We start from the raw sequence: 26,283 nt of genomic DNA on the forward strand, positions 1-26,283 counted from the left end.
GTCGGTTGTATTCGCCGCCCTGGAGTCCTATGCGTATGCACCATGGACATCCAGATCATCGCCGCCGAAAAGCCCCTGATGGCGCAGGCACGCCCGCACAAGCCGGCGCCATTCCTCCCGATGAGCCGCGCCGAGATGGATGCGCTCGGCTGGGACGCCTGCGACATCGTCCTGGTGACGGGCGATGCCTATGTCGACCATCCCAGCTTCGGCATGGCCATCATCGGCCGCCTGCTGGAGGCGCAGGGTTTTCGCGTCGGCATCATCTCGCAGCCGGACTGGCATTCGGCCGAACCGTTCAAGGCACTCGGTAAGCCCAAGGTGTTCTTCGGTGTCACCGGCGGCAACATGGATTCGATGGTGAACCGCTACACCGCGGACCGCCGCATCCGCAGCGACGATGCCTATACCGCGGGCGGCGAAGGCGGCAAGCGGCCGGACCGCTGCACCGTCGTCTACGCCCAGCGTTGCCGCGAAGCGTTCAAGGGCGTCCCGGTCGTGCTCGGCGGCATCGAGGCCTCGCTGCGCCGGATCGCGCATTACGATTACTGGTCCGACAAGGTGCGCCGCTCGGTGCTGGCCGACGCCAAGGCGGACCTGCTGCTCTACGGCAATGCCGAGCGCGCCGTCGTCGAAGTGGCGAACCGTCTTGCCGCCGGCGAGGCGCCGCGCGAACTCGACGACATCAGGGGCGTCGCGCTGTTCCGCCGCGTGCCTGAGGACTACGTCGAACTGCACGCCGACGATATCGACTCCGCCGACGAGGGCGCATCGCGGACGAAAGGCTTGACGGTGATCCGGCTGCCCGCTTTGGAGCAGGTCGAGCAGGACAAGGAGGCCTATGCCCGCGCGTCACGCGTGCTGCACCGTGAGAGCAATCCGGGCAATGCGAGGCCGCTGGTGCAGCGTCACGGCGACCGCGATCTCTGGCTCAACCCGCCGCCGATCCCGCTGACCAGCGAGGAGATGGACGCGGTCTACGATCTTCCCTACGCGCGCGCTCCGCATCCGTCCTACGGCGACGCGAAGATCCCGGCGTGGGACATGATCAAGTTCTCGGTGACGATCATGCGCGGCTGTTTCGGCGGCTGCACCTTCTGCTCGATCACCGAGCACGAGGGCCGCATCATCCAGAACCGCTCCGAGGGCTCGATCCTGCGCGAGATCGAGAAGATCCGCGACAAGACGCCCGGCTTCACCGGCGTGATCTCGGACATCGGCGGTCCCACCGCCAACATGTACCGGATGGCATGCAAGGACCCGAAGGTCGAGGCCGCGTGCCGGCGGCCCTCCTGCGTCTTCCCGGAGATCTGCCCGAACCTCAACACCTCGCATGACGATCTGATTCGGCTCTATCGCAAGGTGCGCGAGACCAAGGGCATCAAGAAGGTGATGGTCGCCTCCGGCGTGCGCTACGACCTCGCGGTCGAGAGCCCCGAATACATCAAGGAGCTCGTCACCCATCACGTCGGCGGCTATTTGAAGATCGCGCCTGAACATACGGAGCGCGGGCCGCTCGACAAGATGATGAAGCCCGGCATCGGCGCCTACAACCAGTTCAAGCGGATGTTCGATGCTGCGGCCGAACAGGCCGGCAAGAAATATTATCTGATCCCGTATTTCATCGCGGCGCATCCGGGCACGACCGACGAGGACATGATGAACCTCGCGCTGTGGCTGAAGAAGAACCGCTACCGCGCGGATCAAGTGCAGACCTTCCTGCCCTCGCCGATGGCGACCGCGACCGCGATGTACCACACCGGCGTCAACCCGCTGCGCGGCGTGCGGCGCGGCGGCAGCGACAAGGTCGAGGCGATCAAGGGCCTGCGCCAGCGCCGCTTGCACAAGGCGTTCCTGCGCTACCACGACCCCGACAATTGGCCGGTGCTGCGTGAAGCGCTGAAAGAGATGGGCCGCGCCGATCTGATCGGCTCGCGCCCCGACCAGCTGGTCCCCGCGCACCAGCCACCCGGCACCGGCAAGGCCGCCGGCACGCGGCGGCCGGTTCGTCCCGGCGGCAAGACGCAGCGGTTCACGACCAAGAATCTGCGGGTGATGAAGTAGCGGGCGAGCCGGACCAGGTCCGGTTCAGCCTCGCACTGTGTGCCCTCAAACAAAAACACTCAAAACAACCCCATGCACAGTAGCCGGCATAAGCGGGATCAATGGCTTAGGCGGTTGACGAATCCGTTGAATCCGCCGGATGAGACAACGGAAAACGAAAATTAGCTTTTAACGAAATATTGACTCGTCGGGCAAAACAGGCGCAAGATGCCATTGTCGCGGCACGCGTGGCAGGGCGAGCCCCAACCGCTACTCCGTATCGATTTCCTCGAGCTTCACACCGCGTCCCGCGCGCAGGCTCGAAGCGATCGGTCTCCCGACTGAATCCATTCAACACAGCAGGCATCGGTGCACCCTGATGCGCCGGGGAGCGTAGTCGTAAAGCCGATCGCGGGGTAGGCGGTGTCCGCTCTGTCCGCGAAACCGGATATGGCCAGTCCGACTTTGTGAGTCAGCTACGGGCCAAAAGGCGACATTCAAGAGCGAAGCCGTTGACCCTCAGCGTGTGCGTGTCTCTCCCGCGATGGTGTTCCACTCTTCTGTAATCGTCACTCGAAGTACGCCAGGAGGGGCAGCGCCCACTTTTGCTGGGTCAAGATCAGCTAGGGGAGGACTACACACTTTGATGAAGTAGTCGAGGGCATTGCCGCTTACCTTGTCGGCGGGCTCCTGAACCTCAGGTGCGTGCGTTCGGACACAAGCTTTGAGATTGGTAATGATCTCGCGCAGCTTCTCGTTTTGCCCTATCTCTGCCGAAGCCGACCAAGGCACGATTGCAAGCAACAGCGTTACCGCAATTCTCATTTGCGCATCCATTGATAGGAGAACCGCGCAAGTGAACTCCCACAATGGGGCCCAAATGCGGGTAAGCTCATCCGTCCGGTTTGGGCCACAACCGGACAGCACCGGGCCTATCCATCCTTGTCTTGATCGTGATCGATCTGCATCAAGCAGACAGTTACACGGGCACCCTCGGCGTAGCTGATGCTCGGGTCGATTGTTTGGGCGATAAGCCGGACTTCATCGACCATCGCCCGCGCGCGCTCCTCGTCCCCGCACCCCATAACTTCTCAAAATCTCTGCATGAGGTGGCGATCCAATGATATTTGACGAGCCACGGGATCAAGTTCCTCCCCCGAGCGCATCGGCACTCGTGTGATCGGCGGAGGCTCACGCGCCGCTTTGCCAAGCGCGTTGATCTTGAGAACTCCCCTTTGGATTTTATCGTCTGTCATAGCCGCAGGGTCCAAAATCAACGAAATCCAAGCCGGATCGAAGGTCTGTGAGACGACCTTAGCACAGAAGTGTCGAAGACCGCTTTGGGTCACAAGCGGTCCTGCACCGGCTGCTCGCGGCAGGTCAGCTATGGGCCAAGAGGAGACTCACCAGTCTGGGCGCGAACATACGTCTCCGCCTGTTCGAGCAGGTGATCGAGCGAGCTAACGGCCGTATCGAGCACCAGGTGTTCTCGATCCCACGGTTCATAGTCTCGGTTCACTACCTCAGCCCACGTTGGCAGCTTGAGGCCGCTGATGTCTGAGGTGCGCGTTTCCACTCGTTGTCGATGCAAGATCGGGTCGCTGCAAACCACTTCGATCTCAACGACGCATGCCACCTTCTGAGCGGCGATCTGTCGCCATCCGACACGGCTTGCCAGGACTGGATTAACGCAGTCTATAACAACGATGCGACCAAGCTCGAGATTTTCAGCCGCGAGTGCGGCGGCTACCACATAGCCCATCGCGCCGACCGTATGACCTGCGGTCCGTAGCGTCTGCTCAACGGCATCGATACGAAGGTACGTGGCCGCGAGACGTCTGGTCAGCTCCCGAGAAACTGTTGTCTTGCCCGTGCCGGGAAGGCCGCCAAAGACTATCAGCACAGGTGGACGGCTTGTCATGCGACACCATCGGCCGGCATTCGGAAGTCCGCAATGGGTCATCAGGGGTCCCCACCGGCTGCGTGCGGCAAGTCAGCTAGCGGACAAGATGCGACATCCCGGGGCGATGAGCTTCCAGTATGAACTGCACAACAAGTTCTGGATCATGCCGGGGCTTTGGAATGCACAATGATAAGTCCTTCGCGATGGCGGACCACGGAACTCGTAGCTCAGACGCCCGGTTCCGGGCAACATGGTTCCTCAATTAACAAATGACCAGAGCGCTCCTCAAGCAGATCGGCCACGTGTGTCTGGCGCGCTACAGCAAATTCAGTGAGTTGGGGTAGCGTTTGGCACACGTTATTTAAACCTGAGAGACTCGAAATGAAAAAGTTCCTTCTCGCTACTGTCGCTTTCGCTGCCCTAGCGGGTACAGCATCTGCGGCTGATATGGCCGCGCGTCCTTACACCAAAGCCCCACCGATCGAGGCCTCGCCGATTTACAACTGGACCGGCTTTTACATCGGCGGTCACGTCGGCGGCGCATTCGGTGGCAGCAACAACATTCTGGCCCCCGGCTTCACCGGCACCAGCAGCAACGACGGTGTGTTCATGGGCGGCGTGCAGGTCGGTTACGACCATCAGTTCTCGCCGAACTGGGTGCTGGGCATTGAAGCGAACTACAGCTTCCTCGACACCAATGACAATGCCTTCGTCAACCGTGGGCTCGGTTCGGTCACCGGTCGCCTCGGCTACACCTGGGGTCCGGCGCTGCTGTACGTCAAAGGTGGTTATGCCTGGGCTGACTCCCGCCTTACTAACGGCTTTGGCGGCGGCACCTTCACCAACAACGGTGGTGGTCGCGACGGCTACACCGTGGGCGGTGGTCTCGAATACATGTTCGCCCAGAACTGGTCGGGCAAGGTCGAATACCAGTACTACGACTTTGGCACGCGGAACGCTCTCTTCACCAGCGCCGGTGGTGTTGTTACCGCCGTTGGCTTCCGCAATGACGAGCACACCATCAAGGCCGGCCTGAACTACCGGTTCAATTGGGGTGCCGCGTCGGCTTCTCGTTACTGACGGCTTACATAATATCCTTAAGGGCCAGCCATACGGGCTGGCCCTTCCTGCTAAGCCGGAAATAGCTGGCGCGAGTTGGCGCCTTGCATTGTTTTGCCAAGCTCTCCAGAAACACTTGAGGTCAGCTGCGGGTCACAAGCGGCCCTCGACAAATTGCGCGCGGCAAGTCAGCGAGGGCCAGAAGCCGGCTCGTTCGTCGACCGCAGCCGGTCACGACCACCAAAGCATGCTCAATTCTTCATTGCTCTTGCCGCCTGTTCCAAACTGGCCGGCACAATCACGCGATGAAACGGTGCTATCGTCGCAAGATAGATGCGCCCCAGTCGGTTATGGCAATGCACCACCGTGCCCGCGACCAGCTCGCGCCCATTTGCTGCATCGGCGCGAAGTTGAATGGTGACGCGGAAGTCGAGATGCCGGTCATCCGCGCCCACGACCAACTCCGTCGCAGTCTTTGACAGCACAGGGAAGAAGCCGATAACCGGCCCACGCGCCGCCGCGGCAAGACCGACGGCGCGCGACGATTTGACAGCGAATGTCGCCATCACCACGTCGCGGACACGCGTGAGCGCACGAATCCACCACGCCTGTCGCTCGAGCGCGGCGCGTGCCAGCACCTCTACATCATCGCTGGCGCCCGCCGGCAGTTGAATTGCAAAGGCGTCCAAAAGGTCCGCGCCCGCGTAAAGCGGCGCAAGCACGCTGCTGCTGGGCATGGGTACGGCGCGCGCTTTTGTCATGGGATCAGGTACCGCATGCTGGAGAGGGGCGTAGCGCAGCTGGCGTTTCAGACGATCTTGCCGCCGCAGTCCTTTTACATCCGCGCGCTCTGCATCGCAATAATCCTGCGGCGCAGCTGTCTCAGTTGGGTGAAAAGGGGCGCTTGCAGCGTTGCCTGCTTCGGTCCGCTTCCCCCTCGAGGAACGGCACTTACGCGTACACGCCTTCCCATGTTGCCATTTTTTTCCTCGATCCGAGGTGTCGCAAACTCTTCCCATCATCCATATGTTGCCTCCATGAAAAAGATCGGATTCCTCTCCTTCGGGCACTGGACGCCCTCGCCGCAATCGCAGACCCGCTCGGCCGCGGACACGCTGCTGCAATCGATCGAGCTTGCGGTTGCGGCGGAAGAGCTCGGCGCTGACGGCGCCTATTTTCGCGTGCACCATTTCGCGCGGCAGCTTGCCTCACCCTTTCCGCTGCTCGCGGCCGTCGGCGCCAGGACCAGCAAGATCGAGATCGGCACGGCCGTGATCGACATGCGCTACGAGAATCCGCTCTACATGGCGGAGGACGCAGGCTCTGCCGATCTCATCGCCGGCGGGCGCCTCCAGCTCGGCATCAGCCGCGGCTCGCCCGAGCAGGTGATCGACGGCTGGCGCTATTTCGGTTTCCAACCGGCCGACGGCGAGAGTGATGCCGACATGGGCCGGCGTCATGCCGAGGTCTTTCTCGACATCTTGCGCGGCGAAGGTTTTGCAAAACCCAACCCGCAGCCGATGTTCCCAAATCCGCCGGGCCTCCTGCGGCTCGAGCCGCATGCGGAAGGCCTGCGCGAACGGATCTGGTGGGGTGCCGGCTCGAACGCGACGGCGGTCTGGGCCGCCAAGCACGGCATGAATCTGCAGAGCTCGACCCTGAAGAACGACGAAACCGGCGAAGCCTTCCATGTGCAGCAGGCCGCGCAGATCCGCACCTATCGCGCAGCCTGGAAAGAGGCCGGCCACCCGCGCGAGCCCCGCGTGTCCGTCAGCCGCAGCATCTTCGCGCTGATCGACGATCGCGACCGGGCCTATTTCGGCGGCGAGCGCGGCAGCGAGGACCAGGTCGGCTTCATCGACCCGCGCACCCGTGCGATCTTCGGCCGCTCCTATGCGGCGGAGCCGGATGTGCTGATCGAGCAGCTCCGGGCGGACGAGGCGATCGCCGAGGCCGACACGTTGCTGTTGACGATCCCGAACCAGCTCGGTGTCGACTATTGCGCGCACGCCATCGAGGCGATCCTCACGCATGTGGCGCCGGCGCTTGGGTGGCGCTGAGGTGAACCGTCGGCTTGGCGAAGCGCGCTTTCAAAACAAGGCGGCGCTGGCAGCCTGTCCGTAGATCATTGCGACCACGAGAGAGAGCAGCAAGCCCGCGCCCGAAAAGATCACGAGGACTTTCAGAGTTTCGACGTCAACGTTGGTTGTCGTCGCGCGGGATATCGCCTTTGCCAGTGCAGCCATCATCGCCAGCTCCGAACAGGCCGCGCGGAGGCGCGACCTTTTCCATCTAGCGTGATTGAGCGCGTTTGCGTGTGAAGCAGATTACAGGTGATCTCGCGTGCTGCACCTCACACGCCGGCCGAGCGTGCCTGGATCTTACCGTTGATAGGGCACCACGCTCGTGCCGGCGTAGCAGCGCGTGAAATTGCCCTCGCGCATGACGGGCGTCTGATCGTCATGCACTTTGCGCGGGAACCAGCCGACTTGCTGCCATCTTTGCGATGCAGGCTCGCGGCGGTACCATTCTCAACTGATTCTCGTCTGACGGGGTAGGGATGCCGCGGCCGGTCATCGGCGCGGTCCTGTCAGGCGGAAACGATCTTGGTGCCGAGGATGATTCGGCGTCGTCGGGGGAGGACAATTTGCGGGACCGCGAACGCGAACGTAAGTTCGGCTAGCGTCGGCCGAAATGCATCATCATGCGGCTTTTCACGATCCCGTTCTGGTCGCGTTATCGATTCTGATCGCGGCACTCGCCTCCTATACGGCATTGGACCTGGCGACCCGAATGCGAGCTGCTTCGGGAAGGGCCCGCCGATCCTGGCTGGTAGCCGCTGCAATCGCCATGGGCGGCGGTATCTGGTCCATGCATTTCGTCGGCATGCTGGCCTTCAGCCTGCCTGGAATCGAGATCTCGTACGATCCATTCCTGACTCTCCTCTCGCTTGTCATTCCGATCGTCGTCGCCGCTGCCGCCTTTGCCGTCGTCGGACGACGCCCACGGGCGCTGCTCGCCTCCGGCTTCGCGATGGGACTTGGTATCTCCGGCATGCACTATACAGGCATGGCCGCGATGCGAATGGCGGCCCTCATGGAGTACGAGCCCCGATGGGTTGTGCTCTCGATCCTGATCGCGATCAGCGCCTCGGTCGTGGCGCTCTGGCTCGCCTTTCGCAACACCAACGCGGTCCAGCGGCTGTTCGCAGGCCTGGTGATGGGCCTTGCGGTCTCCGGCATGCACTACGCCGCGATGGAAGGCGCCATGTTCCTGCCGACGAACACCATGGCCCGGCAGGCAGGACATCTCAGCGTCGGTCAGGCGCCGCTCGCGTTCCTGCTCGCCGGCATCACCATTGTGATCCTGAGCATCGGAATCGCGGCTGCCGTCTATGACAGGGCTTCCGCGGAGCGCGCTCAACGCGAGGCCGACGCCCTGAGGCGCAGCGAAGAACGCTTTCGGCTCCTTGTCGAAGGTATCGTCGACCACGCGATCTTCATGCTCGATCCGGACGGGCGCGTGGGCAACTGGAATCTCGGCGCGCACCGGCTGATGGGCTATGGCGATGACATCGTAGGGTCGAGCTACACGATCTTTCATACCGAGGAAGATTGCGCGGCCGGGACCCCCGCGCACGCCCTTGTCGAAGCCGAGCGGGAGGGGAAGTCGGCAATCGAAGGCTGGCGTGTCCGCAAGGACGGCAGCCGCTTCTGGGCGGAAGCAACGATCGTTGCGGTACGGAACGAGAGCGGCGCGATCGCCGGCTTTGCGAAGATCCTGCGCGACGTCAGCGAAAAGCGACGGGCCCAGGATGCGCTGGATCGGGCGCGCGAAGCACTGATGATGTCGCAGAAGATGGAAACCATCGGCCAGCTTACCGGCGGCGTGGCCCACGACTTCAACAACCTGCTCGCAGCCGTTATCGGCAGCCTCGAACTTCTGAAGAGGCGCCTGCCGCCGGGCGATGCGAAGGTCCAGCGCCTGGTGGACAACGCGATGCTGGGCGCGCAGCGGGGCGCGTCCCTGACCCAGCGTATGCTCGCGTTTGCGCGTAAACAGGATCTCAGGCCGGCGGTCGTCGATATCCGCGAATTGGTGCACGGCATGGCCTCATTGCTGAAATTCGAGCCCGGAATTCGTGTCGAGACGCTGTTTCCGATGGACCTGCCGAAGGTGAGGGTCGACGCGAACCAGCTCGAACTGGCTGTCCTCAACCTGGCGGTCAACGCCCGTGATGCGATGCCGGGCGGTGGCCTGATTACCATTGCCGCTCGCGAAGAGCGGGGCGATGGCGGCCTTCGGACGAGCGACTACGTTGCGCTCTCGGTGAGCGACACCGGCTGCGGCATGGATGACGAGACCCTCAGGCACGCCCAGGAGCCGTTCTTTACGACCAAGGGCGTCGGCAAAGGCACCGGGCTCGGCCTGTCTATGGTTCACGGACTTGCCGAGCAGTCCGGCGGCAAGCTCGCTCTGAGGAGCCTTCCAGGAGAGGGCACGACCGCCGAAATCTGGCTGCCGATGGCCGGGGAGACCGCGGTGCCAGACCCGCGCGCGGAAGCTCCGGCGCCGGTACCGCGGGCCAGCCGACAGCTTTCCGTGCTTGTCGTCGACGACGACCTCCTGGTGCTCGAGAACACGGCAGCGATGTTGGACGATCTTGGGCACATCGTGGTCGAGGCGCGCTCGGGCGACGAGGCACTGGCTTTGCTCCGCCGCACCCGTACCGTCGACCTGGTCGTGACCGACTATGCCATGCCTGGGATGACTGGACTGCAGCTGGCCAGCGCTGTCGCCGCGGAGCGCCCCGGGACAGTCATCCTCCTGAGCACGGGATACGCAGAGATTCCCAGCGACGAACGATCCAGCCTGCCGCGTTTATCAAAGCCATTCGACCAGGCTGCGTTGGCGAAGGCCGTCGAGGCGGCAATGCGCGAAGACGAGCCAACCGGATCCATCGTCGCCTTTCGGCCGAAGAGCGCATGAATGCTGCGCTCGGTGCGGTCGCGGTTCGGAGGCTCAAGGCAATGGTCCGTCAAATCCCGCCGGGAAGCTCAACGCCCGCTTCCGTCAGGTCACGGAGGAATTTCCGCACCAGGAGCATGTTGGTTCTCTGCAGCTCGTGATTGTTGCCGAACTTGAACTGGTTGGCTTCGGTTACGATCAGTCCCTGGTCGGTCTCGCGGAAAATGCCTTGCTTCTTCAAGCGATCGGCGCGCCGCCGGACGGTTTCGATCGGCAGACCGAAAAAGCGGGACAGGGCGGCACGGGAAACGCCCTGCTTGATCTTATCCGGCTCAACCGCCTGGATACTGCCAAATTGCCGGTCCAGTTCGGGGTTCTTCATGATCTTGAGAACGTTGGCGTTCAAGACCGCATGAATGATCATCAAGTCCAGCGGATCGAAATCGTAGTGGCGGAACATTTCGCTGGCTGCGCACAGCATGTAGGCTAACGAGTGGCGAGAGACGGTTCGGATCAAATCCGCCGCGATGTCCTCGCCTTCAGTCGTACCAACCATGGCCAGTGCCCGCTTCTACGGATGTCCGGTTCGACGCCCACAAGCCGGTTCTATGTATCCGTGGCGCACCGCGCGCGAGGCAGGACCGGTCTGCTGTTTCCCCCAATATGGGTATGGTCGCTGTTCCATCGGGTCAATAGCTGGCTTGTCGGCAATATCATTTTCACCGATACGAGGTTGAGTTGCCGGGCGCGCAATTGGCGCGTGCCAATTGTGGTCATGGGCCAAATGACATTTATCATCGAAGCTATTAAAGACGACTGCCGTACCGTGGATTTCCGTGACAGCGCGATCGTTGCGGTGATCCTGGCCCGCAAACACGCGGTGAATGGTTATGTGGTTTCGATCACGGCTCCGAACGGGCAGCTTTTTTCAGCCGATCAGTTCAACCGTTTGCTGACGAGCAAGGGGCTCGGTTCGGATCCGACGGCGCGTGATGTTGCGCGGCGCTAGATCGGGCTTTGTTACGGCACGCGGAATCCCGAACAGCGCAATTGATTGTCATCGCGAGCGCGCCGGAAACGGCGTGCGCCGCCTGCGGACGAAACGACCGGATGGGGAAGATCGGTTTTGATCGCGTATTCGAAATGGCGCGCCCGGAACGATTCGAACGTCCGACCCTCAGATTCGTAGTCTGATGCTCTATCCAGCTGAGCTACGGGCGCGTTTTTCGCTGACAGTGCGGGCGTGGCCCGCAGGCAGCCCCCGGCGACGCCGGAGGGGTGCGAAAGAGCGCTCTGACTAACCGCTCTTGCCCCGATTGGCAAGGTCCGGATTGGGGAGATTTTGCTGGGAAATGAGAGTTTCCGCACCCAACCGCGAGCCGACTATTGGTTTGAGCATGATCTTTTCGGAAAACTGCTTCGCACTTTTCCGGATCATGCTCTATGCCCGCGCCCGCTCGTTGCGGACGGAGAGCAGTTCCACGGGGCGGTCGGGGATGACGATCCGGAAGGTGGCACCGATGGTGCCTTCGACCAGATGGATGTCGCCGCCATGGGCGCGGACCAGCTCGGCGGCGATGGCAAGGCCGAGGCCGCTGCCGCCGGGGCGGCCGGAGGTCTGGAACGCCTCGAACAGGTGATCGCGGGTCCTCTGGGGCACGCCGGGGCCGGTGTCGGAGACCTCGAGGATGGCGACCGCGCCCTCGCGTTTTCCCGTGATCCGGATCTGCTGCGCGCCGCCCTCGGCCGACGCATGGCTTTCCAGCGCCTGGGCGGCGTTGCGGACCAGGTTGAGCAGCACGCGAAACAGCTGGTCGGGATCGGCGTCGACCGCGAGCCCGCGCTCGATTGCGGCGACCCAGGAGATCGAAGCGTCGGAGGCAAGGCCGGCGGTCTCGCGCACCTCCAGCACCACCGGCTCGATCATGATCATGCGCCGGTCGGGCGCGGCTTCCTGGGCGCGGCCGTAGGACAATGTCGACTGGCAGAAGGCGATGGCGCGCTCGAGCGAGCGCACGAGCTTTGGCGCAAAGCGCTGCACCCGCGGATCCGGCACGCTGGCGAGCTGGTCCGACAGGAGTTGCGCCGAGGCCAGCAGATTGCGCAGATCGTGATTGATCTTGGACACCGCGAGGCCGAGGGCGGCGAGCCGGCTCTTCTGATGCAGCATCGACATCAGGTCGCGCTGCATGTCCGACAATTCGCGCTCGGCAACGCCTATCTCGTCGCTGCGCTGGCTCGGCACGATGATCCCCGCCGAACTCTCGGGATTTTCGTGGAAGCCGACCAGGCTCGCGGTCAGCCGCCGCATCGGGCGCACGAAGAGATAATGCATGGCGAGATAGACGAGGCCGGCGGTCAGCACCGCGATGATCAGCGCGACCACCACGACGTTGCGGGAGAAGCGGTACATCGATTGCCGCAGCGGCAGCTCGTCGGTGACGATCTCCATGAACTGGGCGGTGCCGACGCCGGGCCCGACGATTCGGATGGCCTGGTTGCCGGTCTCCAGCATCATCCGGAACGAGCCGGTGATCGCCTCCCACGCCGTCATGTCGCGCAGGTCGATGTCGTGCTCGATCGCGGCCGGCAGATTGTCGCTGGCGAGCAGACGGCGCTGCTGGCCCATCTTGATGGCGACGGCGCGGGCATTGATGCTCTTCAGGATCTCGCGCGACAGCGAGTCGGGGACCATGCCGAGCGGCGCCGCATCGAGCACCAGCGCCGCCGTGTTGGCCGCGGCGACGCGGTCGTTGAGCCGGTTGACCCAGAAATTGGCGATGGCGGGCACGTAGAGCAGGATGGCCGCGATCATCACCAGGGGAACGGTGAGCAGCAGCAGCTTGCCGGACAGCCCAAGCCCGCGCGTCCCCCGCGGCAGCGCCGCCGGCGGGTCCCGCTGATCCCCATCCTGGATCGGCTGGAGGTCTGTCGCTGCCACGAAATTCGCCCTCGCTGCCTTTACCGGATGAAAGATGTCGCCGGGTGAAGGGTCTTGGCGCGTATCAAGATGCGGCCCGCCCCCAGCGCGGTCAAATTACAGATCGTCAATCTGCCAAGGTCGGATGTAAGCGCAGATTTGGCGAGTCGCCACCTCAAGGGTTAAAAACCCCGCACAAACAGCGATATTCGCCGGAATTGAGCGCTTGTGCGGCGTTGACGAAAAGAAGGCGCTCGCTTATAAGCCGGCCAATTGTCCGCGATGACCCGGTGTGACCGCCGGGAGCGGCTCTCTTGGGGCCGAAAAAGGCCCATTTTGGGCAGCATCTTCCGGACTTTATCATCAATTCTACAGGCAAATTGCCCGGTCAGCGGAGAAAAACCCGTGAAGCGGACTTATCAACCCAGCAAACTGGTGCGCAAGCGCCGTCACGGCTTCCGTGCCCGTCTCGCCACGGCCGGCGGCCGCAAGGTGCTCGCCGCCCGCCGCGCCCGCGGCCGCAAGCGTCTGAGCGCCTGAGCCGGACCCCCTTTTTGGGATTTCATCATGGATCGGCTGAGGCAGCGGGCGGATTTCCTCGCCGTTGCCAATGGCGCGCGGGTGAATAGCCCCGCGTTCGTCCTGCAAAGCCTTGACCGCCGAAGCCTTGACCGTGAGGACAGCGGCCCGATCCGGATCGGCTTCACCGTCACCAAAAAGAACGGCAACGCCCCCCAGCGCAATCGCATCCGGCGCCGGCTTCGCGAACTGGTGAAGCGGCTCGATCCGGTGTCGATGCAGCCCCATCATGATTATGTGCTGGTCGGCCGAAGGGACGCGCTCTCGCGCGACTTCGCCACCATGCTCGACGATCTGCGCATAGCGTTCGCGAAGCCCACGCGGCATACGCACAAGGGACGCGGCCCAAAAAGCAGCCCAAAAACCGACTCAAGAACCGACGGCTCAAAGCCCGGCCCCGCTCCTGCGACCAGCCGCAAACCGGATTGATGACGAGAGAATGATGACCGACAACCGCAATACCATCCTCGCCGTCATCCTGTCGGGCTTCGTGCTGATCGCCTGGCAATATTTCTACAACATGCCGGCGATGGAGAAGCAACGCGCCCTGCAACAGACGCAGGCCGAGCTGCATAAGTCCACGCCGCAGCCGACGGCTTCCGGGACGCCGAGCGCCACGCCGCAGCCCGGCAGCGCAGGCGCGCCCTCCGCTCCCCAGATCGCCAATCAACCGGCCCAGCCGACCGTCAGCCGTGAGGCGGCGATTGCCGCCTCTCCGCGCGTCAAGATCGATACGCCCCGCTTGACCGGCAGCATTGCCTTGAAGGGCGCGCGCATCGACGATCTTGCGCTGGTGCAGTTTCGCGAAACGGTCGACCCGAAGTCACCGCCGATCATTCTCTATTCGCCGTCGGGCACCGCAGAGCCCTATTACGCCGAATTTGGCTGGGTGGCCGGAACAGCTGGCGCAAAGGTGCCCGACCGGACCACCGATTGGCAGCAGGAGGGCACCAACAGCCTGACGCCGTCCACGCCGGTCATGCTGAAATACGACAATGGCGAAGGCCTCACCTTCCGCCGCACCGTCACGATCGACGACCACTACCTCTTCAGCATCAAGGACGAGGTGACCAATGTCGGCAACGCGCCGGTCAAACTCTTTCCCTTCGCACTGATCTCGCGCCACGGCACGCCGCAGGTCTCGGGCTACTACATCCTGCATGAAGGCCTGATCGGTTACCTGGGCGAGCAGGGCTTGCAGGAGAAGGCCTATAAGGCTGTCGGCGAAGCGCCCGCGATCGGCAACGGCGGACACGGGTTCGAATTCAACAACGTCACCAATGCCTGGCTCGGTATTACCGACAAATATTGGGCGTCTGCGCTCCTTCCCGACACGTCGGCAACGCTCAAGGCCCGTTTCGTCGCCGAACCCGGCACCCAGATCCGATACCAGACCGACTATCTGCAAAGCGAGCAGACGGTCCCGATCGGTGGCACGACGACAACGAACGCGCGGCTGTTCGCGGGCGCCAAGGAAGCCGGCGTGGTCGGCATCAACTTCCCGCTCGCCGGCCATGGCGGCTACAACAAGGAGCTCGGCCTCAACCATTTCGACCTGCTGATCGACTGGGGCTGGTTCTACTTCATCACCAAGCCGATGTTCCTGGGCCTCGACTTCTTCTACCGCTTCTTCGGCAATTTCGGCATCTCGATCCTGCTCGTGACCGTGATCGTGAAGCTGTTGTTCTTCCCCTTGGCGAACAAGTCCTACGCCTCGATGGCGAAGATGAAGTCGGTCCAGCCGCAGCTCCAGGCTCTGAAGGAGCGCTTCCCCGACGACAAGGTGAAGCAGCAGCAGGAGATGATGGAGATCTACCGCAAGGAGAAGATCAATCCGGTCGCCGGCTGTCTTCCGGTGGTGATCCAGATCCCGGTGTTCTTCTCGCTCTACAAGGTGCTGTTCGTCACCATCGAGATGCGGCACGCGCCGTTCTTCGGCTGGATCAAGGATCTGTCCGCGCCGGACCCGACCAATCTGTTCACCTTGTTCGGGCTGATCCCGTTCGACCCGACCACGCTGCCGCTGTTCGGCCATTACCTCGCGCTCGGCATCTGGCCGATCATCATGGGCATCACGATGTGGTTCCAGATGAAGCTGAACCCGACTCCGCCGGATCCGACCCAGCAGATGATCTTCAACTGGATGCCGCTGATCTTCACCTTCATGCTGGCGGGCTTCCCGGCGGGCCTCGTGATCTACTGGGCCTGGAACAACACGCTCTCGGTGCTGCAGCAGAGTTTCATCATGCGCCGCAACGGCGTGAAGGTGGAGCTGTTCGACAATCTCAAGGCCACGTTCGCGAAGAAGGCGACGTAGCGGTCGCCATTGCCGGGCGCAAATGCCTCCACATCGTCATGCCCGGGCTTGTCCCGGGCATCCACGTTTTGGAGGATACTGTGTGGATAGACGTGGATGGCCGGGACAAGCCCGGCCATGACGAGAGGTGAGGCCTTCGCATGACCGACGACAAAGATGCGAAGCTGATCGAGGTCGGGCGAAAGCTGTTCACGCGCGACTGGCAGTTTATCTGGGCTTCGCCCTCGACTGAAACGCTGCCGCCGATGGCGGGGCTGGAGATCGCCTTTGCCGGCCGCTCCAATGTCGGCAAGTCCAGCCTGATCAACGCGCTGACCGGCCGCAACGCGCTCGCGCGCACCTCGCATACGCCGGGCCGCACCCAGGAGCTGATCTTCTTCGAGGTCCCCGGCAAAGGCGAGCTGCGCCTCGTCGACATGCCCGGCTATGGCTATGCCAAGGCGCCGAAGAGTCAGGTCGCGTCCTGGACCGAGCTGATCCACAAATTCCTGCTCGGACGCGCCAGCCTCGCGCGCGTCTACGTGCTGGTCGACGCGCGGCACGGCCTCAAGGACGTCGATCTCGAAGTCCTGAAGACTCTCGATCGCTCCGCGGTCAGCTACCAGCTCGTGCTGACCAAGGCCGACCAGATCAAGGCCGCCGAGCTCCAATCGCGCATCGCCGAGACCGAGGCCGCGCTCGCCAAGCGTCCGGCCGCGTTCCCGAACGTGCTCGCGACCTCGTCGCGCAGCGCAACCGGCATGGCCGAGCTGCGCGCCGCGATCGCAAAGCTGCTGGAAGAGCGGACCTCGTGATGGCGGCGTTCCGCCTGCTGATCGGGCTTGCCGGTCTGATGGGCGCCGCCGGCGTCGCGCTGGCCGCGGCTTCCGCGCATGGCGGCGACGCGAGCCGGCTCGCCGCCGCAAGCGCCATGCTGCTGTTTCATGCAACGGCCGTGCTAGCGGCCGTCGCCCTGCTCGGCCGCGGCCTTCTGCACGGCGGAATTGGCATCGTCGCCGCGTCCGGCTTCGCAGCTGGCGCGGCGCTGTTCGCGGGGGACCTGACCTTGCGGCAATATGCCGGCCATTCGCTGTTTCCCTACGCGGCGCCGACCGGTGGATCGGTGATGATCTTGAGCTGGCTGGCGGTGACGCTCGCGGCGGTGGTGGAGAAGCGCAGTCCGTAGCCCGGATGGAGCGAAGCGCAATCCGGGACCGCACCCGCCGCACCAACCCGGATTACGCTTCGCTCCATCCGGGCTACTCAGCGGCATGCCAGCCACACTTTGCGCCCCGCCCGCCAATCGGATAGAACGCGGCCCGAGTATCCCGCCAGCGAGATCCGCCTCATGACCGAAATCTCCCCGCTCGACCAGGCCCGCATCCTGTCCGAAGCGCTGCCGCACATGCAGCAGTATGACGAGGAAACCATAGTCATCAAGTATGGCGGCCATGCCATGGGCGACGAGGAGACCGCGAAGAATTTTGCCCGCGACATCGTGCTGCTCGAGCAGACCGCGATCAATCCGGTGGTGGTGCATGGCGGCGGCCCGCAGATCGCGACCATGCTCAAGCGCCTCGGCATCGTCTCGGAATTCGCAGCCGGCCTGCGCATCACCGATGCCGCGACCATCGAGATCGTCGAGATGGTGCTCGCCGGCTCCGTCAACAAGCAGATCGTCGGCTACATCAACGAGGCCGGCGGCAAGGCAGTGGGGCTATCAGGCAAGGACGCCAACATGGTGAAGGCGTCGAAGACGACGCGCACCATCATGGATCCGGACTCGCACATCGAGAAGGCGGTCGATCTCGGCTTCGTCGGCGATCCCGAGAAGGTCGACCTCACGCTGCTCAACCAGCTGATCGGCTACGAGCTGATCCCCGTGCTCGCGCCGCTCGCGACCTCGAAAGAGGGCCAGACGCTGAACGTCAACGCCGACACATTCGCAGGTGCCGTGGCCGGCGCGCTGAAGGCAAAGCGGCTGCTGCTGCTCACCGACGTGCCGGGCGTGCTCGACAAGTCCAAGAAGCTGATCCCGCAGCTCTCGGTCAAGGACGCACGAAAGCTGATCGCCGACGGCACCATTTCCGGCGGCATGATCCCGAAGGTCGAGACCTGCATCTACGCGCTCGAACAGGGCGTGGAGGGCGTCGTCATCATCGACGGCAAGATGCAGCACGCGGTGTTGCTCGAGCTCTTCACCAACACCGGCACGGGCACGCTGATCCACAAGTGATGAAGAGCGGGCCAAAGAAAGCCGTCATGGCCGGGCTTGTCCCGGCCATCCACGATCTTTTATCCCGCGCCAAGAACGTGGATGCCCGGGACAAGCCCGGGCATGACGAGTTGAGGACTCGGCGACACCGCCGCTCGACCTTGACCCGTTTCCTGATGACGCTCCCTGCCGCGGCCATCTCGTTCGTGTTCTCCTCCGCACCGACTTTCGCCGACCTGAAAATCTGCAATCGCATGTCCTATGTCGTCGAGGCCGCGATCGGTATCGACGACAAGGCGGCGACCGCGACGCGCGGCTGGTTCAGGATCGACCCCGCGACCTGTCGCGTGGTGGTGCAGGGCACGCTCTCCGCCGACCGCATCCTGCTCAACGCCCGCGCGCTCGGCGTCTACGGCGCATCCCCGATCCCGCAGAGCGGCAGCGACACGCTGTGCGTCGCGCAGGACAATTTCGTCATCGCGGCCGCGCGACAGTGCCGCAGCGGCCAGACCCAGGCCGCCTTCACCCAGATCACGCCGACACAAGGCGCGGACGGCAATTTCGTCGCCTATCTCGCCGAGGACTCCGAATATGACGACGAGCAGGCCCGCCTTGCCGGCATCCAGCGGCTCTTGGTGATCGCAGGTTACGACGCCGCGCCGATCGACGGCGTCGACGGACCGAAGACGCAAGGCGCGCTGGCCGCTTTCCTGAAGAGCCGCGGATTGTCGTCCGACATCCTGTCGTCGCCGAACTTCTTCAAGACCATGGTCGATGCCGTGCAGACGCCGTCTGCGACCGGCCTGACCTGGTGCAACGACACCACGCACAAGGTGATGGCGGCGGTCGCCACCGACGACGGCAAGGCGGTGACGAGCCGCGGCTGGTATCGCATCGACCCCAAGACCTGCCTGCACCCTGATGTGAGCGGTCAGCCGAAGCAGATCTTCAGCTTCGCGGAAGCCATCGACGCTGACAACCGAATCGTCAAGCTGAAGGACAAGCCGCTGAACTGGGGCGGCGACAAGCAGCTTTGCACGCGCGAGACCAAGTTCGAAACCAACGAGCAGACCGACTGCGGCGCGCGCGGATTCGCGGCGACGGGCTTTGGCGCGGTGGACATGTCGAGCGGCGGCAAAACGCTGCGGTTTGCGATGCCGTGATGGTGGTGTCGTGATCGTACCGGTGCGATGCATTCCGCTGTCGTCCTGGCGAAAGCCAGGACCCATTACCCCGGGATTGGGTTTGGCGAAGAACGACAACCAGGGTGGCCCAATGATCGGTCACGGCGTATGGGTCCTGGCTTTCGCCAGGACGACGATTGAGGGTGGGGCGCCGCCGCGGTCAACGGACAGAGAGTGAAAATGAAATCTCCCCGCGCCTTCGCCCACATCGACACCTGGGTGTTCGACCTCGACAACACGCTCTATCCGCACCACATCAATCTGTGGCAGCAGGTCGATGCGCGGATCACCGAGTTCGTTTGCAACTGGCTGAACCTGACACCGGTGGAAGCCCGCAAGATCCAGAAGGATTATTACCAGCGCTTCGGCACCACCATGCGCGGCATGATGACCCTGCATGGCGTCCGCGCTGACGACTATCTCGCCTACGTCCACAAGATCGATCACTCGCCGCTGGAGCCGAACCCGGCGCTGGGCGAGGCCATTGCAAAACTGCCGGGGCGAAAGCTGATCCTGACCAACGGCTCGGTCGATCATGTCGATGCGGTGCTGGCGCGGCTCGGCTTTGCTGGGCATTTCGACGGCGTGTTCGACATCATCGCCGCCGACTTCGAGCCGAAGCCGGCGCCGCAGACCTACCGAAAGTTTCTCGCCGACCATGCGGTCGATCCGACCCGCGCCGCGATGTTCGAGGACCTCGCCCGCAACCTCACCGTTCCGCACGAGCTCGGCATGACTACCGTGCTGGTGATACCGGACGGGACGAAAGAGGTCGTGCGCGAGGACTGGGAGCTGGCGGGCCGTGACGCCGCCCATGTCGACCACGTCACGGATGATCTGGCGGGGTTTTTGCAGTCGCTCGCGATCGGCTGAGCCCCGCAGCAACGCAGGAGCGACCGTGCCCCAGAAGCCGACAGATTTGGCTGCGATCGAATGGGAAGATCTGCGCTACTTCCTGTACCTGGCTCGCGAAAAAAGCCTCTCGGGTGCCGCACGAAAGCTGGGCACCACGCAGCCGACAATGAGCCGGCGCCTCGAGCTGTTCGAAAGCAAGCTCGGTGCGATCCTGTTCGACCGCCTTCCGTCCGGACTTCGACTCTCCGACACCGGACGACAAATCCTTGATTATGCCGAGAGGATGGAGGACGCAGCGCTGGCAGCGCAGCGGATCGCAGTCGGCAGCAGCGCTGGACTGACCGGAACGGTGCGCGTGACCTCGCCCGAATGGCTCGGGGCACGGATCCTCTCGCCTTTGCTGGCGAAGTTCTGCGCGGCGCATCCGACCGTCACCGTCGAGCTGGTTACTGACGCCGAGGCCCTGAGCCTCACGCGGCGGGAGATAGATGTCGCCCTGCGCTTCGGGCGCTTCCAGCAGGACGGACTGATGCAGCGGAAGATCGGCAGCATTCCGTTCGAGCTTTATGCTGCTGCTGCGTATCTCAAGGTAAAGGGACCGCCCGATTTTTCGGGCGGTGGCGCCGACGCTGCGCTCATCACGATGAACGCGGCGCTCGCCGAAAGCGTTGCGGAGACGAAATGGCTGCGTCGCTATCTGCCGCTGGCACATGTTGGATTCTGCAGCAACAGCCGCGATGGTCAGGCCGCGGCAGCCGCCGCCGGCGCGGGGCTGGTTTGCTTGCCAACGCGCCTGGCCTCAGCCTATCCCGCGCTTCGTTCCATCAAGACGCCGGCGCCCGTCCCGAGCCGCGAGCTGTGGCTGGGATTTCATCGCGACGCCGGCAAGGTCCGGCGGGTTCGCGCCGTGGTGGACTTCATCGCTGGAGAATTCCGTCAATTCGCCTGACGCTTCGGCAAGCTGTATGGCGGCCATACGCCCATAGCTGATGGCTCCGGCGAGACCGCACGTCTATCTCTCGAGCTCGGCAACCCCTGCCGTTCGAGGAGAGAGACAATGATGATGGATTGGAGCGCCTATCGCAGCGACTTGCTGGCGCGGATCGGCGACATTGGCGCCCTAAGCCCGGCGACGCTGAAGGGCTATCGCGAACTTGGGGCGGCTGGCGCCCAGACAGGAAAGCTGGACGACAAGACGCGCGAGTTGATCGCACTGGCGGCGGCCGTGACCGCCCGCTGCGACGGGTGTATTGCGGTTCACGCCGACGCCGCCGCACGTTACGGCGCAAGCCGCGAGGAGCTCGCGGAGGCCCTCGGCGTTGCAATTGCGATCGGTGCGGGTGCTTCGTTGGTCTACTCTGCACGGACGCTCGAAGCGTTCGATGCGAGCAGGGCACCAAGGCTGAACGAAGGCTGATCCGATGTCGCAAACACTGCAATCCGTGGCGTTCTCCGGATGCGGTTCGGCCGCAAGCTCGTTTCAACGGTCGGTCTCATCTTCGCTGACCGTCGAAGAGGTGGTCGCCCGCTTGAAGCAGGGAATTATCGCGGCAGACCTCTGGATCCTGCACGAGATCGACCCGCAAATGCTGCTCAGTCGTGGCGGCTTCGCCATCGGCCCCGCGCGTCAGCTCCTTTTTTTCCACCCACGGCTGATGTCGCGCCTGCTGACCGCCGATAGTGCGGCGCTGCTCGAGGCCCCCCTGAAGTTCGCCGTGATCGGCTTTCCCGACGGTCAAGCCGAACTGCGATGGCTTGATCCGGCTATCGCCTTCGCGCGCTACCGCTCGCCGGCCTTGACTGAACTCGGAAATGAGCTCGCCGGCCTCTGCGAGGGTATCGTGAACGGCATCGATCTCGCGGGCACATCAAAATAGCCGCTGGCCATGTCCCGGGCGCATCCGAACGCGCCGGGACATGGCCGACTGCGTTCTTGACTCTCTCGCTCCAAGTCCCGAAAAAGCGATCCAAATTCCCGCAAATACCGCTCAAGGATCGCCAAATGTCCCTGTCCGCCCTCGAATCCACCATCAACGGCGCCTTCGACGCGCGCGACGGCGTCTCGACCTCGACCAGGGGCGAGGTCCGCGACGCCGTGGATCACGCGCTGGAGATTCTGGACAAGGGTGAGGCCCGCGTTGCCGAGCGCGGGACCGACGGCAAGTGGAAGGTTAATCAATGGCTGAAGAAGGCGGTGCTGCTCTCGTTCCGCCTCAACGACATGGGCGCCATTCCCGGCGGCCCCGGCAAGGCGGCCTGGTGGGACAAGGTGCCCTCGAAGTTCGACGGCTGGGGTGAGAACCGCTTTCGCGACGCCGGTTTCCGCGCCGTCCCCGGCTCCATCGTGCGCCGCTCGGCCTTCATCGCCCGCAACGTCGTGCTGATGCCGTCCTTCGTCAATCTCGGCGCCTATGTCGATGAATCCACCATGATCGACACCTGGTCGACGGTCGGCTCCTGCGCGCAGATCGGCAAGCGCGTGCACATCTCCGGCGGCGTCGGCATCGGCGGCGTGCTCGAGCCGCTGCAGGCCGAGCCTGTGATCATCGAGGACGATTGCTTCATCGGCGCGCGTTCAGAGGTCGCCGAAGGCGTGATCGTGCGCAAGGGCGCGGTGCTGTCGATGGGGGTGTTCCTGGGTGCCTCGACCAAGATCGTCGATCGCGACACCGGCGAGATCTTCATCGGCGAGGTGCCGGAATATTCGGTCGTCGTTCCCGGCGCGCTGCCCGGCAAGCCCATGAAGAACGGCCAGATCGGCCCGAGCACCGCCTGCGCCGTCATCGTCAAGCGCGTCGACGAGCGCACGCGCTCCAAGACCAGCATCAACGAGCTGCTGCGGGACTGATCCGCGCGTACGTCTACCTCTCCGACGTCGTCCCGGCGAAGGCCGGGACCCATAACCCCAAGCGGCGGTTTGGCGAAGACTGGTCGTCCGGTACGCCGACCATCCACAATCGAGAGATTCCGCGGTATGGGTCCCGGCCTTCGCCGGGACGACACCGAGGGTCCATCGAACCCATCCTCCTTCCAGCACGACCAACATCCGGGCGACCTCTTCCGCCCGGAGCCTTTGGCATGGACTGGGCCTGGTATCTGTTCCGCTTCGACGGCCGCATCAACCGCGCACTGCTGTGGCAGGCGCTGTTGATCGTGATGGTGCTGGTTTGCATGCTCGGGATGATCGACCAGGCCATCAAGGTGCAGAACGGGGCCGCAACTTTCGCTTTCAACTTCAAGCTCGACTTCGATTTCGGTGTCGACGACATCTTCAACGTGGTCGATCCCAGGGCCTACCGTCTGCTGGTAACGACTGATCGTCCGACCCTCATCCTCAAGGTGCTCGGCAGCTCGCTATTCCTGTGGATCTATCTCGCAACCGCGACCAAGCGGCTGCACGATCGCGACCGGAGCGGCTGGTGGCTGGTTCCGTTCTTCCTCGTGCCCGCGTTGTTCGACCAGTTCTCGGACCTGCTGCCGACCGAATCAAACTGGGTTATTGCCCTCGCCTGGGCCGTGCACATTCCGTGGTTTTGGGGCCTCGTGGAAATGTTCATTGTGCCCGGCACCTCCGGCGACAACCGGTTCGGCGCCGATCCGTTGGCCGAGGTTGAAGATGGCTCCGCGCCCGCCTCGCCTGCGGCGAAAAGCTGGGACCAGCAGAGCGAGATCGAATTTGTCCCGCCCAGTGCTAGCCCACCCGGCGGCATGCATGTTAAGCGGGGCGTATGACCGATGCTCTCTCGATTGCCCGCGATCTCATCCGCTGCCCCTCGGTAACCCCTGAAGATGCCGGTGCGCTGGGCGTGCTTGAAAAAGCCCTCAACGCGGCAGGCTTCACATGCCACCGCGTCACCTTCAGTGAGCCCGGCACCGCCGACGTCGACAATCTCTATGCGCGGATCGGCACTGACGGGCCGCACATCACTTTTGCCGGCCACACCGACGTGGTGCCGCCGGGCGACGAGAGCGCCTGGAGCGTCGGCGCGTTCTCGGGCGAGGTGAAGGACGGCTTTCTGCATGGCCGCGGCGCGGTCGACATGAAGGGCGGCATCGCCTGCTCGGTCGCCGCGGTGCTGGAGCATCTTGCCGCCAACGACGGCAAGCCGCGCGCCGATGGCAAAGGCTCGATCTCCTTTCTGATCACCGGCGACGAGGAAGACGTCTCCATCAACGGCACCATCAAGCTCTTGAAGTGGGCGGCCGAGCGCGGCGAGACATTCGACCATTGCGTGCTCGGCGAGCCCTCCAATGTCGAGGCGCTCGGGGACACCATCAAGGTCGGCCGCCGCGGCTCGCAATCCGGCACGCTGTATGTCGACGGCGTGCAGGGCCACGTCGCTTACCCGCACCGCGCCGCCAATCCGGTGCCTGATATCGCCCGGCTGATCGTGGCCATCTCGGACGAGCCGCTCGACCATGGCAGCGCGCAGTTCCAGGCCTCCAATCTCGAATTCACCTCGGTCGACGTCGGCAACACCGCCAACAACGTCATCCCGGGACAAGCCCGCGCAAAATTCAATATCCGCTACAACGACAACCACACCCAGGCGAGCCTGCGCGAGCTGGTCGAGACGCGGCTGACCAAAGCCTGCGGCAACCGCATCCGCGCCCGCATCGTCTGGGAGCCCTCGAACTCGAACGTGTTCGTGACCAAGCCCGGCCCGTTCACCGAGCTCGCGGTGTCCGCGATCGAGGAGGTGACGGGCCGCAAGCCGGAGCTGTCGACCTCAGGCGGCACCTCGGACGCACGCTTCATCTCGAGCTATTGCCCGGTGATCGAATTCGGCCTGGTCGGCCAGACCATGCACCAGGTCGACGAACGCGTGCCGGTCAGGGATCTGGAGCAGCTGACGAAGGTGTATCGCGGGATTTTGGCGAGGTATTTTGGGTAGGCTGTGAGGCTATCTCGCTGCCGCCAATCACTCCGCCGTCATGCCCGGGCTTGTCCCGGGCATCCACGTTCTTTGCGACCGCGAAACAAAGTTCGTGGATGGCCGGGACAAGCCCGGCCATGACGGCAGTGGCGGGAGCTCAGGCCCGCCTTACTGGACAATCGTATCGTACAGATCCTTCCATTCGGGATTGTCCTTCAGGATCAATCTCACCTTCCACGTCCGCGACCAATGCTTGATGTTGTGCTCGCGCTGGATTGCGGTTTGGATGTCCTCATAGCGCTCGAAATAGACGAGCAGCTTGACGCCGTACTTCTTGGTGAAGCCTGGCACGAGTCCATTTCGATGCTCGTACACGCGACGAATAATGTCATTCGTCACACCGACATACAAAATGCCGTTGGCCGCGCTCGCCAGGATGTACACCCATCCCCCATGCATGGTCGCATGTTGACGCACGTGGATGGCCGGGACAAGCCCGGCCATGACGCCTGTGGCGGCATCAATCTCTAGTAATCCACCTGCATCAGATACAGCCCGTCCGGCGGGGCGACGATGCCGCAGGCGGCGCGGTTGCGCGCGGCGAGCGCTGCGGAGAGATCGTCGGCAGTCCAGCGGCCTTCGCCGACCCACATCAGCGATCCCACCATCGAGCGCACCTGGCTGTGCAGGAACGAGCGTGCCGAGGTGAGAATCGTGATCTCGCGCCCATCACGCAGCACGTCGAGCTGATCGAGAGTTTTCTCCGGCGATTTGGCCTGGCACTCGGTGTCGCGGAAGGTGGTGAAATCGTGCTTGCCGAGCAGACGTTGTGCCGCCGCATGCATCGCATTGGCGTCGAGCCGGCGCGGCACGCGCCAGGCATGGCCGGCGTCGAGCGCGAGATTGGCGCGGGTGTTGACGATGCGGTAGCGATAGTGGCGCTTGATGGCCGAGAAGCGCGCCTCGAAACTATCAGGCACGATGTCCGCCTCGAGCACAGCGATCGGATGCGGGCGCAAATGCGCGTTCAAGCCGTCGCGAAAGCGGCCCGGCGGAAACTGCTTGTCGATATCGACATGCGCGACCTGGCCACGCGCATGCACGCCGGCATCGGTGCGGCCCGCGCCGTGCACGCGTGCATCGGCGCCGATCATCGCCTTGACGGCAGCTTCCAGCGCGCCTTGCACCGAGGGCAGCGTCTCCTGCACCTGCCAGCCGAAGAACGGCGCGCCGTCATATTCGATGATGAGCTTGTAGCGGGGCATCTTGTCCAGTTTCGCTGTCATCGCCCGGCTCGACCGGGCGATCCAGTACTCCGCAGCCTATCCATTCGACCGAGAAGCCTCGGCGTACTGGATACCCCGCCTTCGCGGGGTATGACAGC

Annotated in this window: 27 protein-coding genes and 1 tRNA gene; 19 read left to right on the forward strand and 9 right to left on the reverse strand. The window is 63.6% G+C overall.

From position 1 onward, the window contains the following. Window positions 1–42 precede the first annotated feature (42 nt). The gene (locus AC0L3J_RS00680) at window positions 43–2,064 is read left to right on the forward strand and encodes a YgiQ family radical SAM protein (RefSeq protein WP_473345511.1); all 2,022 of its coding nucleotides are present in this window, start codon (window positions 43–45) and stop codon (window positions 2,062–2,064) included. Window positions 2,065–2,562: 498 nt separating this feature from the next. Here AC0L3J_RS00680 and AC0L3J_RS00685 read toward each other — a convergent pair whose 3' ends face one another. Both AC0L3J_RS00685 and AC0L3J_RS00690 read right to left on the reverse strand, forming a co-directional pair. Further along, window positions 2,563–2,868 carry a hypothetical protein gene (locus AC0L3J_RS00685; RefSeq protein ID WP_473345512.1) on the reverse strand — a complete coding sequence of 102 codons (306 nt, stop codon included), beginning with the start codon at window positions 2,866–2,868 and terminating at the stop codon, window positions 2,563–2,565. 559 nt (window positions 2,869–3,427) lie between these two features. Beyond that, window positions 3,428–3,964: a P-loop nucleotide/nucleoside kinase family protein gene (locus AC0L3J_RS00690; RefSeq protein WP_473345513.1), complete on the reverse strand. Its 537-nt coding sequence runs from the start codon at window positions 3,962–3,964 to the stop codon at window positions 3,428–3,430. Window positions 3,965–4,327: 363 nt separating this feature from the next. Between AC0L3J_RS00690 and AC0L3J_RS00695 the strand changes: the two genes are divergently transcribed. Continuing rightward, complete coding sequence (locus AC0L3J_RS00695; protein ID WP_473345514.1) at window positions 4,328–5,026, forward strand: outer membrane protein; 699 nt, start codon at window positions 4,328–4,330, stop codon at window positions 5,024–5,026. Between the two features lie 230 nt (window positions 5,027–5,256). On the opposite strand, the gene AC0L3J_RS00700 is transcribed toward AC0L3J_RS00695, so the two are convergent. Then, window positions 5,257–5,766 carry a DUF2867 domain-containing protein gene (locus tag AC0L3J_RS00700; RefSeq protein ID WP_456767331.1) on the reverse strand — a complete coding sequence of 170 codons (510 nt, stop codon included), beginning with the start codon at window positions 5,764–5,766 and terminating at the stop codon, window positions 5,257–5,259. 276 nt (window positions 5,767–6,042) lie between these two features. Here AC0L3J_RS00700 and AC0L3J_RS00705 point away from each other — a divergent pair, with 276 nt between their 5' ends. Continuing rightward, entirely contained in the window at window positions 6,043–7,065 is a 1,023-nt protein-coding gene (locus AC0L3J_RS00705) for an LLM class flavin-dependent oxidoreductase (protein WP_473345515.1), read from the forward strand. 30 nt (window positions 7,066–7,095) lie between these two features. On the opposite strand, the gene AC0L3J_RS00710 is transcribed toward AC0L3J_RS00705, so the two are convergent. Then, window positions 7,096–7,254 (reverse strand): hypothetical protein, encoded by a 159-nt coding sequence (locus AC0L3J_RS00710; RefSeq protein WP_473345516.1) that lies wholly within the window; start codon window positions 7,252–7,254, stop codon window positions 7,096–7,098. Window positions 7,255–7,699: 445 nt separating this feature from the next. On the opposite strand from AC0L3J_RS00710, the gene AC0L3J_RS00715 reads away from it, so the two are divergent. Beyond that, a complete protein-coding gene (locus AC0L3J_RS00715; RefSeq protein WP_473345517.1) occupies window positions 7,700–9,994 on the forward strand; it encodes an MHYT domain-containing protein in 2,295 nt (764 codons plus the stop codon). Between the two features lie 49 nt (window positions 9,995–10,043). Here AC0L3J_RS00715 and AC0L3J_RS00720 read toward each other — a convergent pair whose 3' ends face one another. Further along, a complete protein-coding gene (locus AC0L3J_RS00720; protein ID WP_007597670.1) occupies window positions 10,044–10,529 on the reverse strand; it encodes a hypothetical protein in 486 nt (161 codons plus the stop codon). A 21-nt stretch (window positions 10,530–10,550) separates the two neighbouring features. Between AC0L3J_RS00720 and AC0L3J_RS00725 the strand changes: the two genes are divergently transcribed. Further along, entirely contained in the window at window positions 10,551–10,982 is a 432-nt protein-coding gene (locus tag AC0L3J_RS00725; RefSeq protein WP_473345518.1) for a hypothetical protein, read from the forward strand. A 135-nt stretch (window positions 10,983–11,117) separates the two neighbouring features. Here the strand turns inward: AC0L3J_RS00725 and AC0L3J_RS00730 are convergent. Both AC0L3J_RS00730 and AC0L3J_RS00735 read right to left on the reverse strand, forming a co-directional pair. Continuing rightward, window positions 11,118–11,194, reverse strand: a tRNA-Arg gene (locus tag AC0L3J_RS00730). Between the two features lie 220 nt (window positions 11,195–11,414). Beyond that, window positions 11,415–12,914 carry an ATP-binding protein gene (locus AC0L3J_RS00735; RefSeq protein WP_456767326.1) on the reverse strand — a complete coding sequence of 500 codons (1,500 nt, stop codon included), beginning with the start codon at window positions 12,912–12,914 and terminating at the stop codon, window positions 11,415–11,417. Window positions 12,915–13,298: 384 nt separating this feature from the next. Here AC0L3J_RS00735 and rpmH point away from each other — a divergent pair, with 384 nt between their 5' ends. The 14 genes from rpmH to dapE all read left to right on the forward strand — a co-directional run bounded on the left by rpmH (window position 13,299) and on the right by dapE (window position 24,917). Beyond that, a complete protein-coding gene (gene rpmH / locus AC0L3J_RS00740; protein WP_008542748.1) occupies window positions 13,299–13,433 on the forward strand; it encodes a 50S ribosomal protein L34 in 135 nt (44 codons plus the stop codon). A gap of 27 nt (window positions 13,434–13,460) precedes the next feature. Then, window positions 13,461–13,901 carry a ribonuclease P protein component gene (gene rnpA / locus AC0L3J_RS00745; RefSeq protein ID WP_473345519.1) on the forward strand — a complete coding sequence of 147 codons (441 nt, stop codon included), beginning with the start codon at window positions 13,461–13,463 and terminating at the stop codon, window positions 13,899–13,901. 13 nt (window positions 13,902–13,914) lie between these two features. Beyond that, window positions 13,915–15,789, forward strand: coding sequence for a membrane protein insertase YidC (gene yidC, locus AC0L3J_RS00750; RefSeq protein ID WP_473346047.1), 1,875 nt, complete (start codon window positions 13,915–13,917; stop codon window positions 15,787–15,789). 140 nt (window positions 15,790–15,929) lie between these two features. Then, a complete protein-coding gene (gene yihA, locus AC0L3J_RS00755) occupies window positions 15,930–16,583 on the forward strand; it encodes a ribosome biogenesis GTP-binding protein YihA/YsxC (RefSeq protein ID WP_473345520.1) in 654 nt (217 codons plus the stop codon). Next, window positions 16,583–16,954 carry a DUF423 domain-containing protein gene (locus tag AC0L3J_RS00760; RefSeq protein ID WP_473345522.1) on the forward strand — a complete coding sequence of 124 codons (372 nt, stop codon included), beginning with the start codon at window positions 16,583–16,585 and terminating at the stop codon, window positions 16,952–16,954. Before yihA ends, AC0L3J_RS00760 begins: the two co-directional genes overlap by 1 nt. Before the next feature lie 162 nt (window positions 16,955–17,116). Beyond that, window positions 17,117–18,004 (forward strand): acetylglutamate kinase, encoded by an 888-nt coding sequence (gene argB / locus AC0L3J_RS00765; RefSeq protein ID WP_007597683.1) that lies wholly within the window; start codon window positions 17,117–17,119, stop codon window positions 18,002–18,004. Window positions 18,005–18,159: 155 nt separating this feature from the next. Then, the gene (locus AC0L3J_RS00770; protein ID WP_473346048.1) at window positions 18,160–19,146 is read left to right on the forward strand and encodes a DUF1036 domain-containing protein; all 987 of its coding nucleotides are present in this window, start codon (window positions 18,160–18,162) and stop codon (window positions 19,144–19,146) included. A gap of 201 nt (window positions 19,147–19,347) precedes the next feature. Next, window positions 19,348–20,040: a pyrimidine 5'-nucleotidase gene (locus AC0L3J_RS00775; RefSeq protein ID WP_473345524.1), complete on the forward strand. Its 693-nt coding sequence runs from the start codon at window positions 19,348–19,350 to the stop codon at window positions 20,038–20,040. A gap of 25 nt (window positions 20,041–20,065) precedes the next feature. Continuing rightward, on the forward strand, window positions 20,066–20,971 hold the full coding sequence (locus AC0L3J_RS00780) for a LysR family transcriptional regulator (protein ID WP_473345525.1): 906 nt from the start codon (window positions 20,066–20,068) through the stop codon (window positions 20,969–20,971). 108 nt (window positions 20,972–21,079) lie between these two features. After that, window positions 21,080–21,439: a carboxymuconolactone decarboxylase family protein gene (locus tag AC0L3J_RS00785; RefSeq protein ID WP_473345526.1), complete on the forward strand. Its 360-nt coding sequence runs from the start codon at window positions 21,080–21,082 to the stop codon at window positions 21,437–21,439. Window positions 21,440–21,443: 4 nt separating this feature from the next. Further along, window positions 21,444–21,899 carry a DUF302 domain-containing protein gene (locus AC0L3J_RS00790; RefSeq protein WP_473345528.1) on the forward strand — a complete coding sequence of 152 codons (456 nt, stop codon included), beginning with the start codon at window positions 21,444–21,446 and terminating at the stop codon, window positions 21,897–21,899. Between the two features lie 125 nt (window positions 21,900–22,024). Next, window positions 22,025–22,870 carry a 2,3,4,5-tetrahydropyridine-2,6-dicarboxylate N-succinyltransferase gene (dapD, locus tag AC0L3J_RS00795; protein ID WP_473345529.1) on the forward strand — a complete coding sequence of 282 codons (846 nt, stop codon included), beginning with the start codon at window positions 22,025–22,027 and terminating at the stop codon, window positions 22,868–22,870. 230 nt (window positions 22,871–23,100) lie between these two features. Then, complete coding sequence (locus tag AC0L3J_RS00800) at window positions 23,101–23,754, forward strand: DUF805 domain-containing protein (RefSeq protein WP_473345530.1); 654 nt, start codon at window positions 23,101–23,103, stop codon at window positions 23,752–23,754. After that, the gene (dapE, locus tag AC0L3J_RS00805; RefSeq protein WP_473345531.1) at window positions 23,751–24,917 is read left to right on the forward strand and encodes a succinyl-diaminopimelate desuccinylase; all 1,167 of its coding nucleotides are present in this window, start codon (window positions 23,751–23,753) and stop codon (window positions 24,915–24,917) included. The genes AC0L3J_RS00800 and dapE overlap by 4 nt, the downstream gene beginning before the upstream one ends. 150 nt (window positions 24,918–25,067) lie before the next feature. Here dapE and AC0L3J_RS00810 read toward each other — a convergent pair whose 3' ends face one another. Next, window positions 25,068–25,403 (reverse strand): GIY-YIG nuclease family protein, encoded by a 336-nt coding sequence (locus AC0L3J_RS00810; RefSeq protein ID WP_473278859.1) that lies wholly within the window; start codon window positions 25,401–25,403, stop codon window positions 25,068–25,070. Window positions 25,404–25,426: 23 nt separating this feature from the next. Beyond that, window positions 25,427–26,164 (reverse strand): tRNA pseudouridine(38-40) synthase TruA, encoded by a 738-nt coding sequence (gene truA / locus AC0L3J_RS00815; RefSeq protein ID WP_473346049.1) that lies wholly within the window; start codon window positions 26,162–26,164, stop codon window positions 25,427–25,429. Window positions 26,165–26,283 lie beyond the last annotated feature (119 nt).

This window comes from Bradyrhizobium sp. Kon37, assembly GCF_055807535.1.

Bases quoted from the DNA above. Each gene is read 5' to 3' on its own strand.
- AC0L3J_RS00680 (WP_473345511.1), top strand. From the start codon at position 43: ATGGACATCCAGATCATCGCCGCCGAAAAGCCCCTGATGGCGCAGGCA.
- AC0L3J_RS00685 (WP_473345512.1), bottom strand. From the start codon at position 2,868: ATGAGAATTGCGGTAACGCTGTTGCTTGCAATCGTGCCTTGGTCGGCT.
- AC0L3J_RS00690 (WP_473345513.1), bottom strand. From the start codon at position 3,964: ATGACAAGCCGTCCACCTGTGCTGATAGTCTTTGGCGGCCTTCCCGGC.
- AC0L3J_RS00695 (WP_473345514.1), top strand. From the start codon at position 4,328: ATGAAAAAGTTCCTTCTCGCTACTGTCGCTTTCGCTGCCCTAGCGGGT.
- AC0L3J_RS00700 (WP_456767331.1), bottom strand. From the start codon at position 5,766: ATGACAAAAGCGCGCGCCGTACCCATGCCCAGCAGCAGCGTGCTTGCG.
- AC0L3J_RS00705 (WP_473345515.1), top strand. From the start codon at position 6,043: ATGAAAAAGATCGGATTCCTCTCCTTCGGGCACTGGACGCCCTCGCCG.
- AC0L3J_RS00710 (WP_473345516.1), bottom strand. From the start codon at position 7,254: ATGATGGCTGCACTGGCAAAGGCGATATCCCGCGCGACGACAACCAAC.
- AC0L3J_RS00715 (WP_473345517.1), top strand. From the start codon at position 7,700: ATGCATCATCATGCGGCTTTTCACGATCCCGTTCTGGTCGCGTTATCG.
- AC0L3J_RS00720 (WP_007597670.1), bottom strand. From the start codon at position 10,529: ATGGTTGGTACGACTGAAGGCGAGGACATCGCGGCGGATTTGATCCGA.
- AC0L3J_RS00725 (WP_473345518.1), top strand. From the start codon at position 10,551: ATGTCCGGTTCGACGCCCACAAGCCGGTTCTATGTATCCGTGGCGCAC.
- rnpA (WP_473345519.1), top strand. From the start codon at position 13,461: ATGGATCGGCTGAGGCAGCGGGCGGATTTCCTCGCCGTTGCCAATGGC.
- yidC (WP_473346047.1), top strand. From the start codon at position 13,915: ATGACCGACAACCGCAATACCATCCTCGCCGTCATCCTGTCGGGCTTC.
- yihA (WP_473345520.1), top strand. From the start codon at position 15,930: ATGACCGACGACAAAGATGCGAAGCTGATCGAGGTCGGGCGAAAGCTG.
- AC0L3J_RS00760 (WP_473345522.1), top strand. From the start codon at position 16,583: ATGGCGGCGTTCCGCCTGCTGATCGGGCTTGCCGGTCTGATGGGCGCC.
- argB (WP_007597683.1), top strand. From the start codon at position 17,117: ATGACCGAAATCTCCCCGCTCGACCAGGCCCGCATCCTGTCCGAAGCG.
- AC0L3J_RS00770 (WP_473346048.1), top strand. From the start codon at position 18,160: ATGACGCTCCCTGCCGCGGCCATCTCGTTCGTGTTCTCCTCCGCACCG.
- AC0L3J_RS00775 (WP_473345524.1), top strand. From the start codon at position 19,348: ATGAAATCTCCCCGCGCCTTCGCCCACATCGACACCTGGGTGTTCGAC.
- AC0L3J_RS00785 (WP_473345526.1), top strand. From the start codon at position 21,080: ATGATGATGGATTGGAGCGCCTATCGCAGCGACTTGCTGGCGCGGATC.
- AC0L3J_RS00790 (WP_473345528.1), top strand. From the start codon at position 21,444: ATGTCGCAAACACTGCAATCCGTGGCGTTCTCCGGATGCGGTTCGGCC.
- dapD (WP_473345529.1), top strand. From the start codon at position 22,025: ATGTCCCTGTCCGCCCTCGAATCCACCATCAACGGCGCCTTCGACGCG.
- AC0L3J_RS00800 (WP_473345530.1), top strand. From the start codon at position 23,101: ATGGACTGGGCCTGGTATCTGTTCCGCTTCGACGGCCGCATCAACCGC.
- dapE (WP_473345531.1), top strand. From the start codon at position 23,751: ATGACCGATGCTCTCTCGATTGCCCGCGATCTCATCCGCTGCCCCTCG.
- AC0L3J_RS00810 (WP_473278859.1), bottom strand. From the start codon at position 25,403: ATGGCCGGGCTTGTCCCGGCCATCCACGTGCGTCAACATGCGACCATG.
- truA (WP_473346049.1), bottom strand. From the start codon at position 26,164: ATGCCCCGCTACAAGCTCATCATCGAATATGACGGCGCGCCGTTCTTC.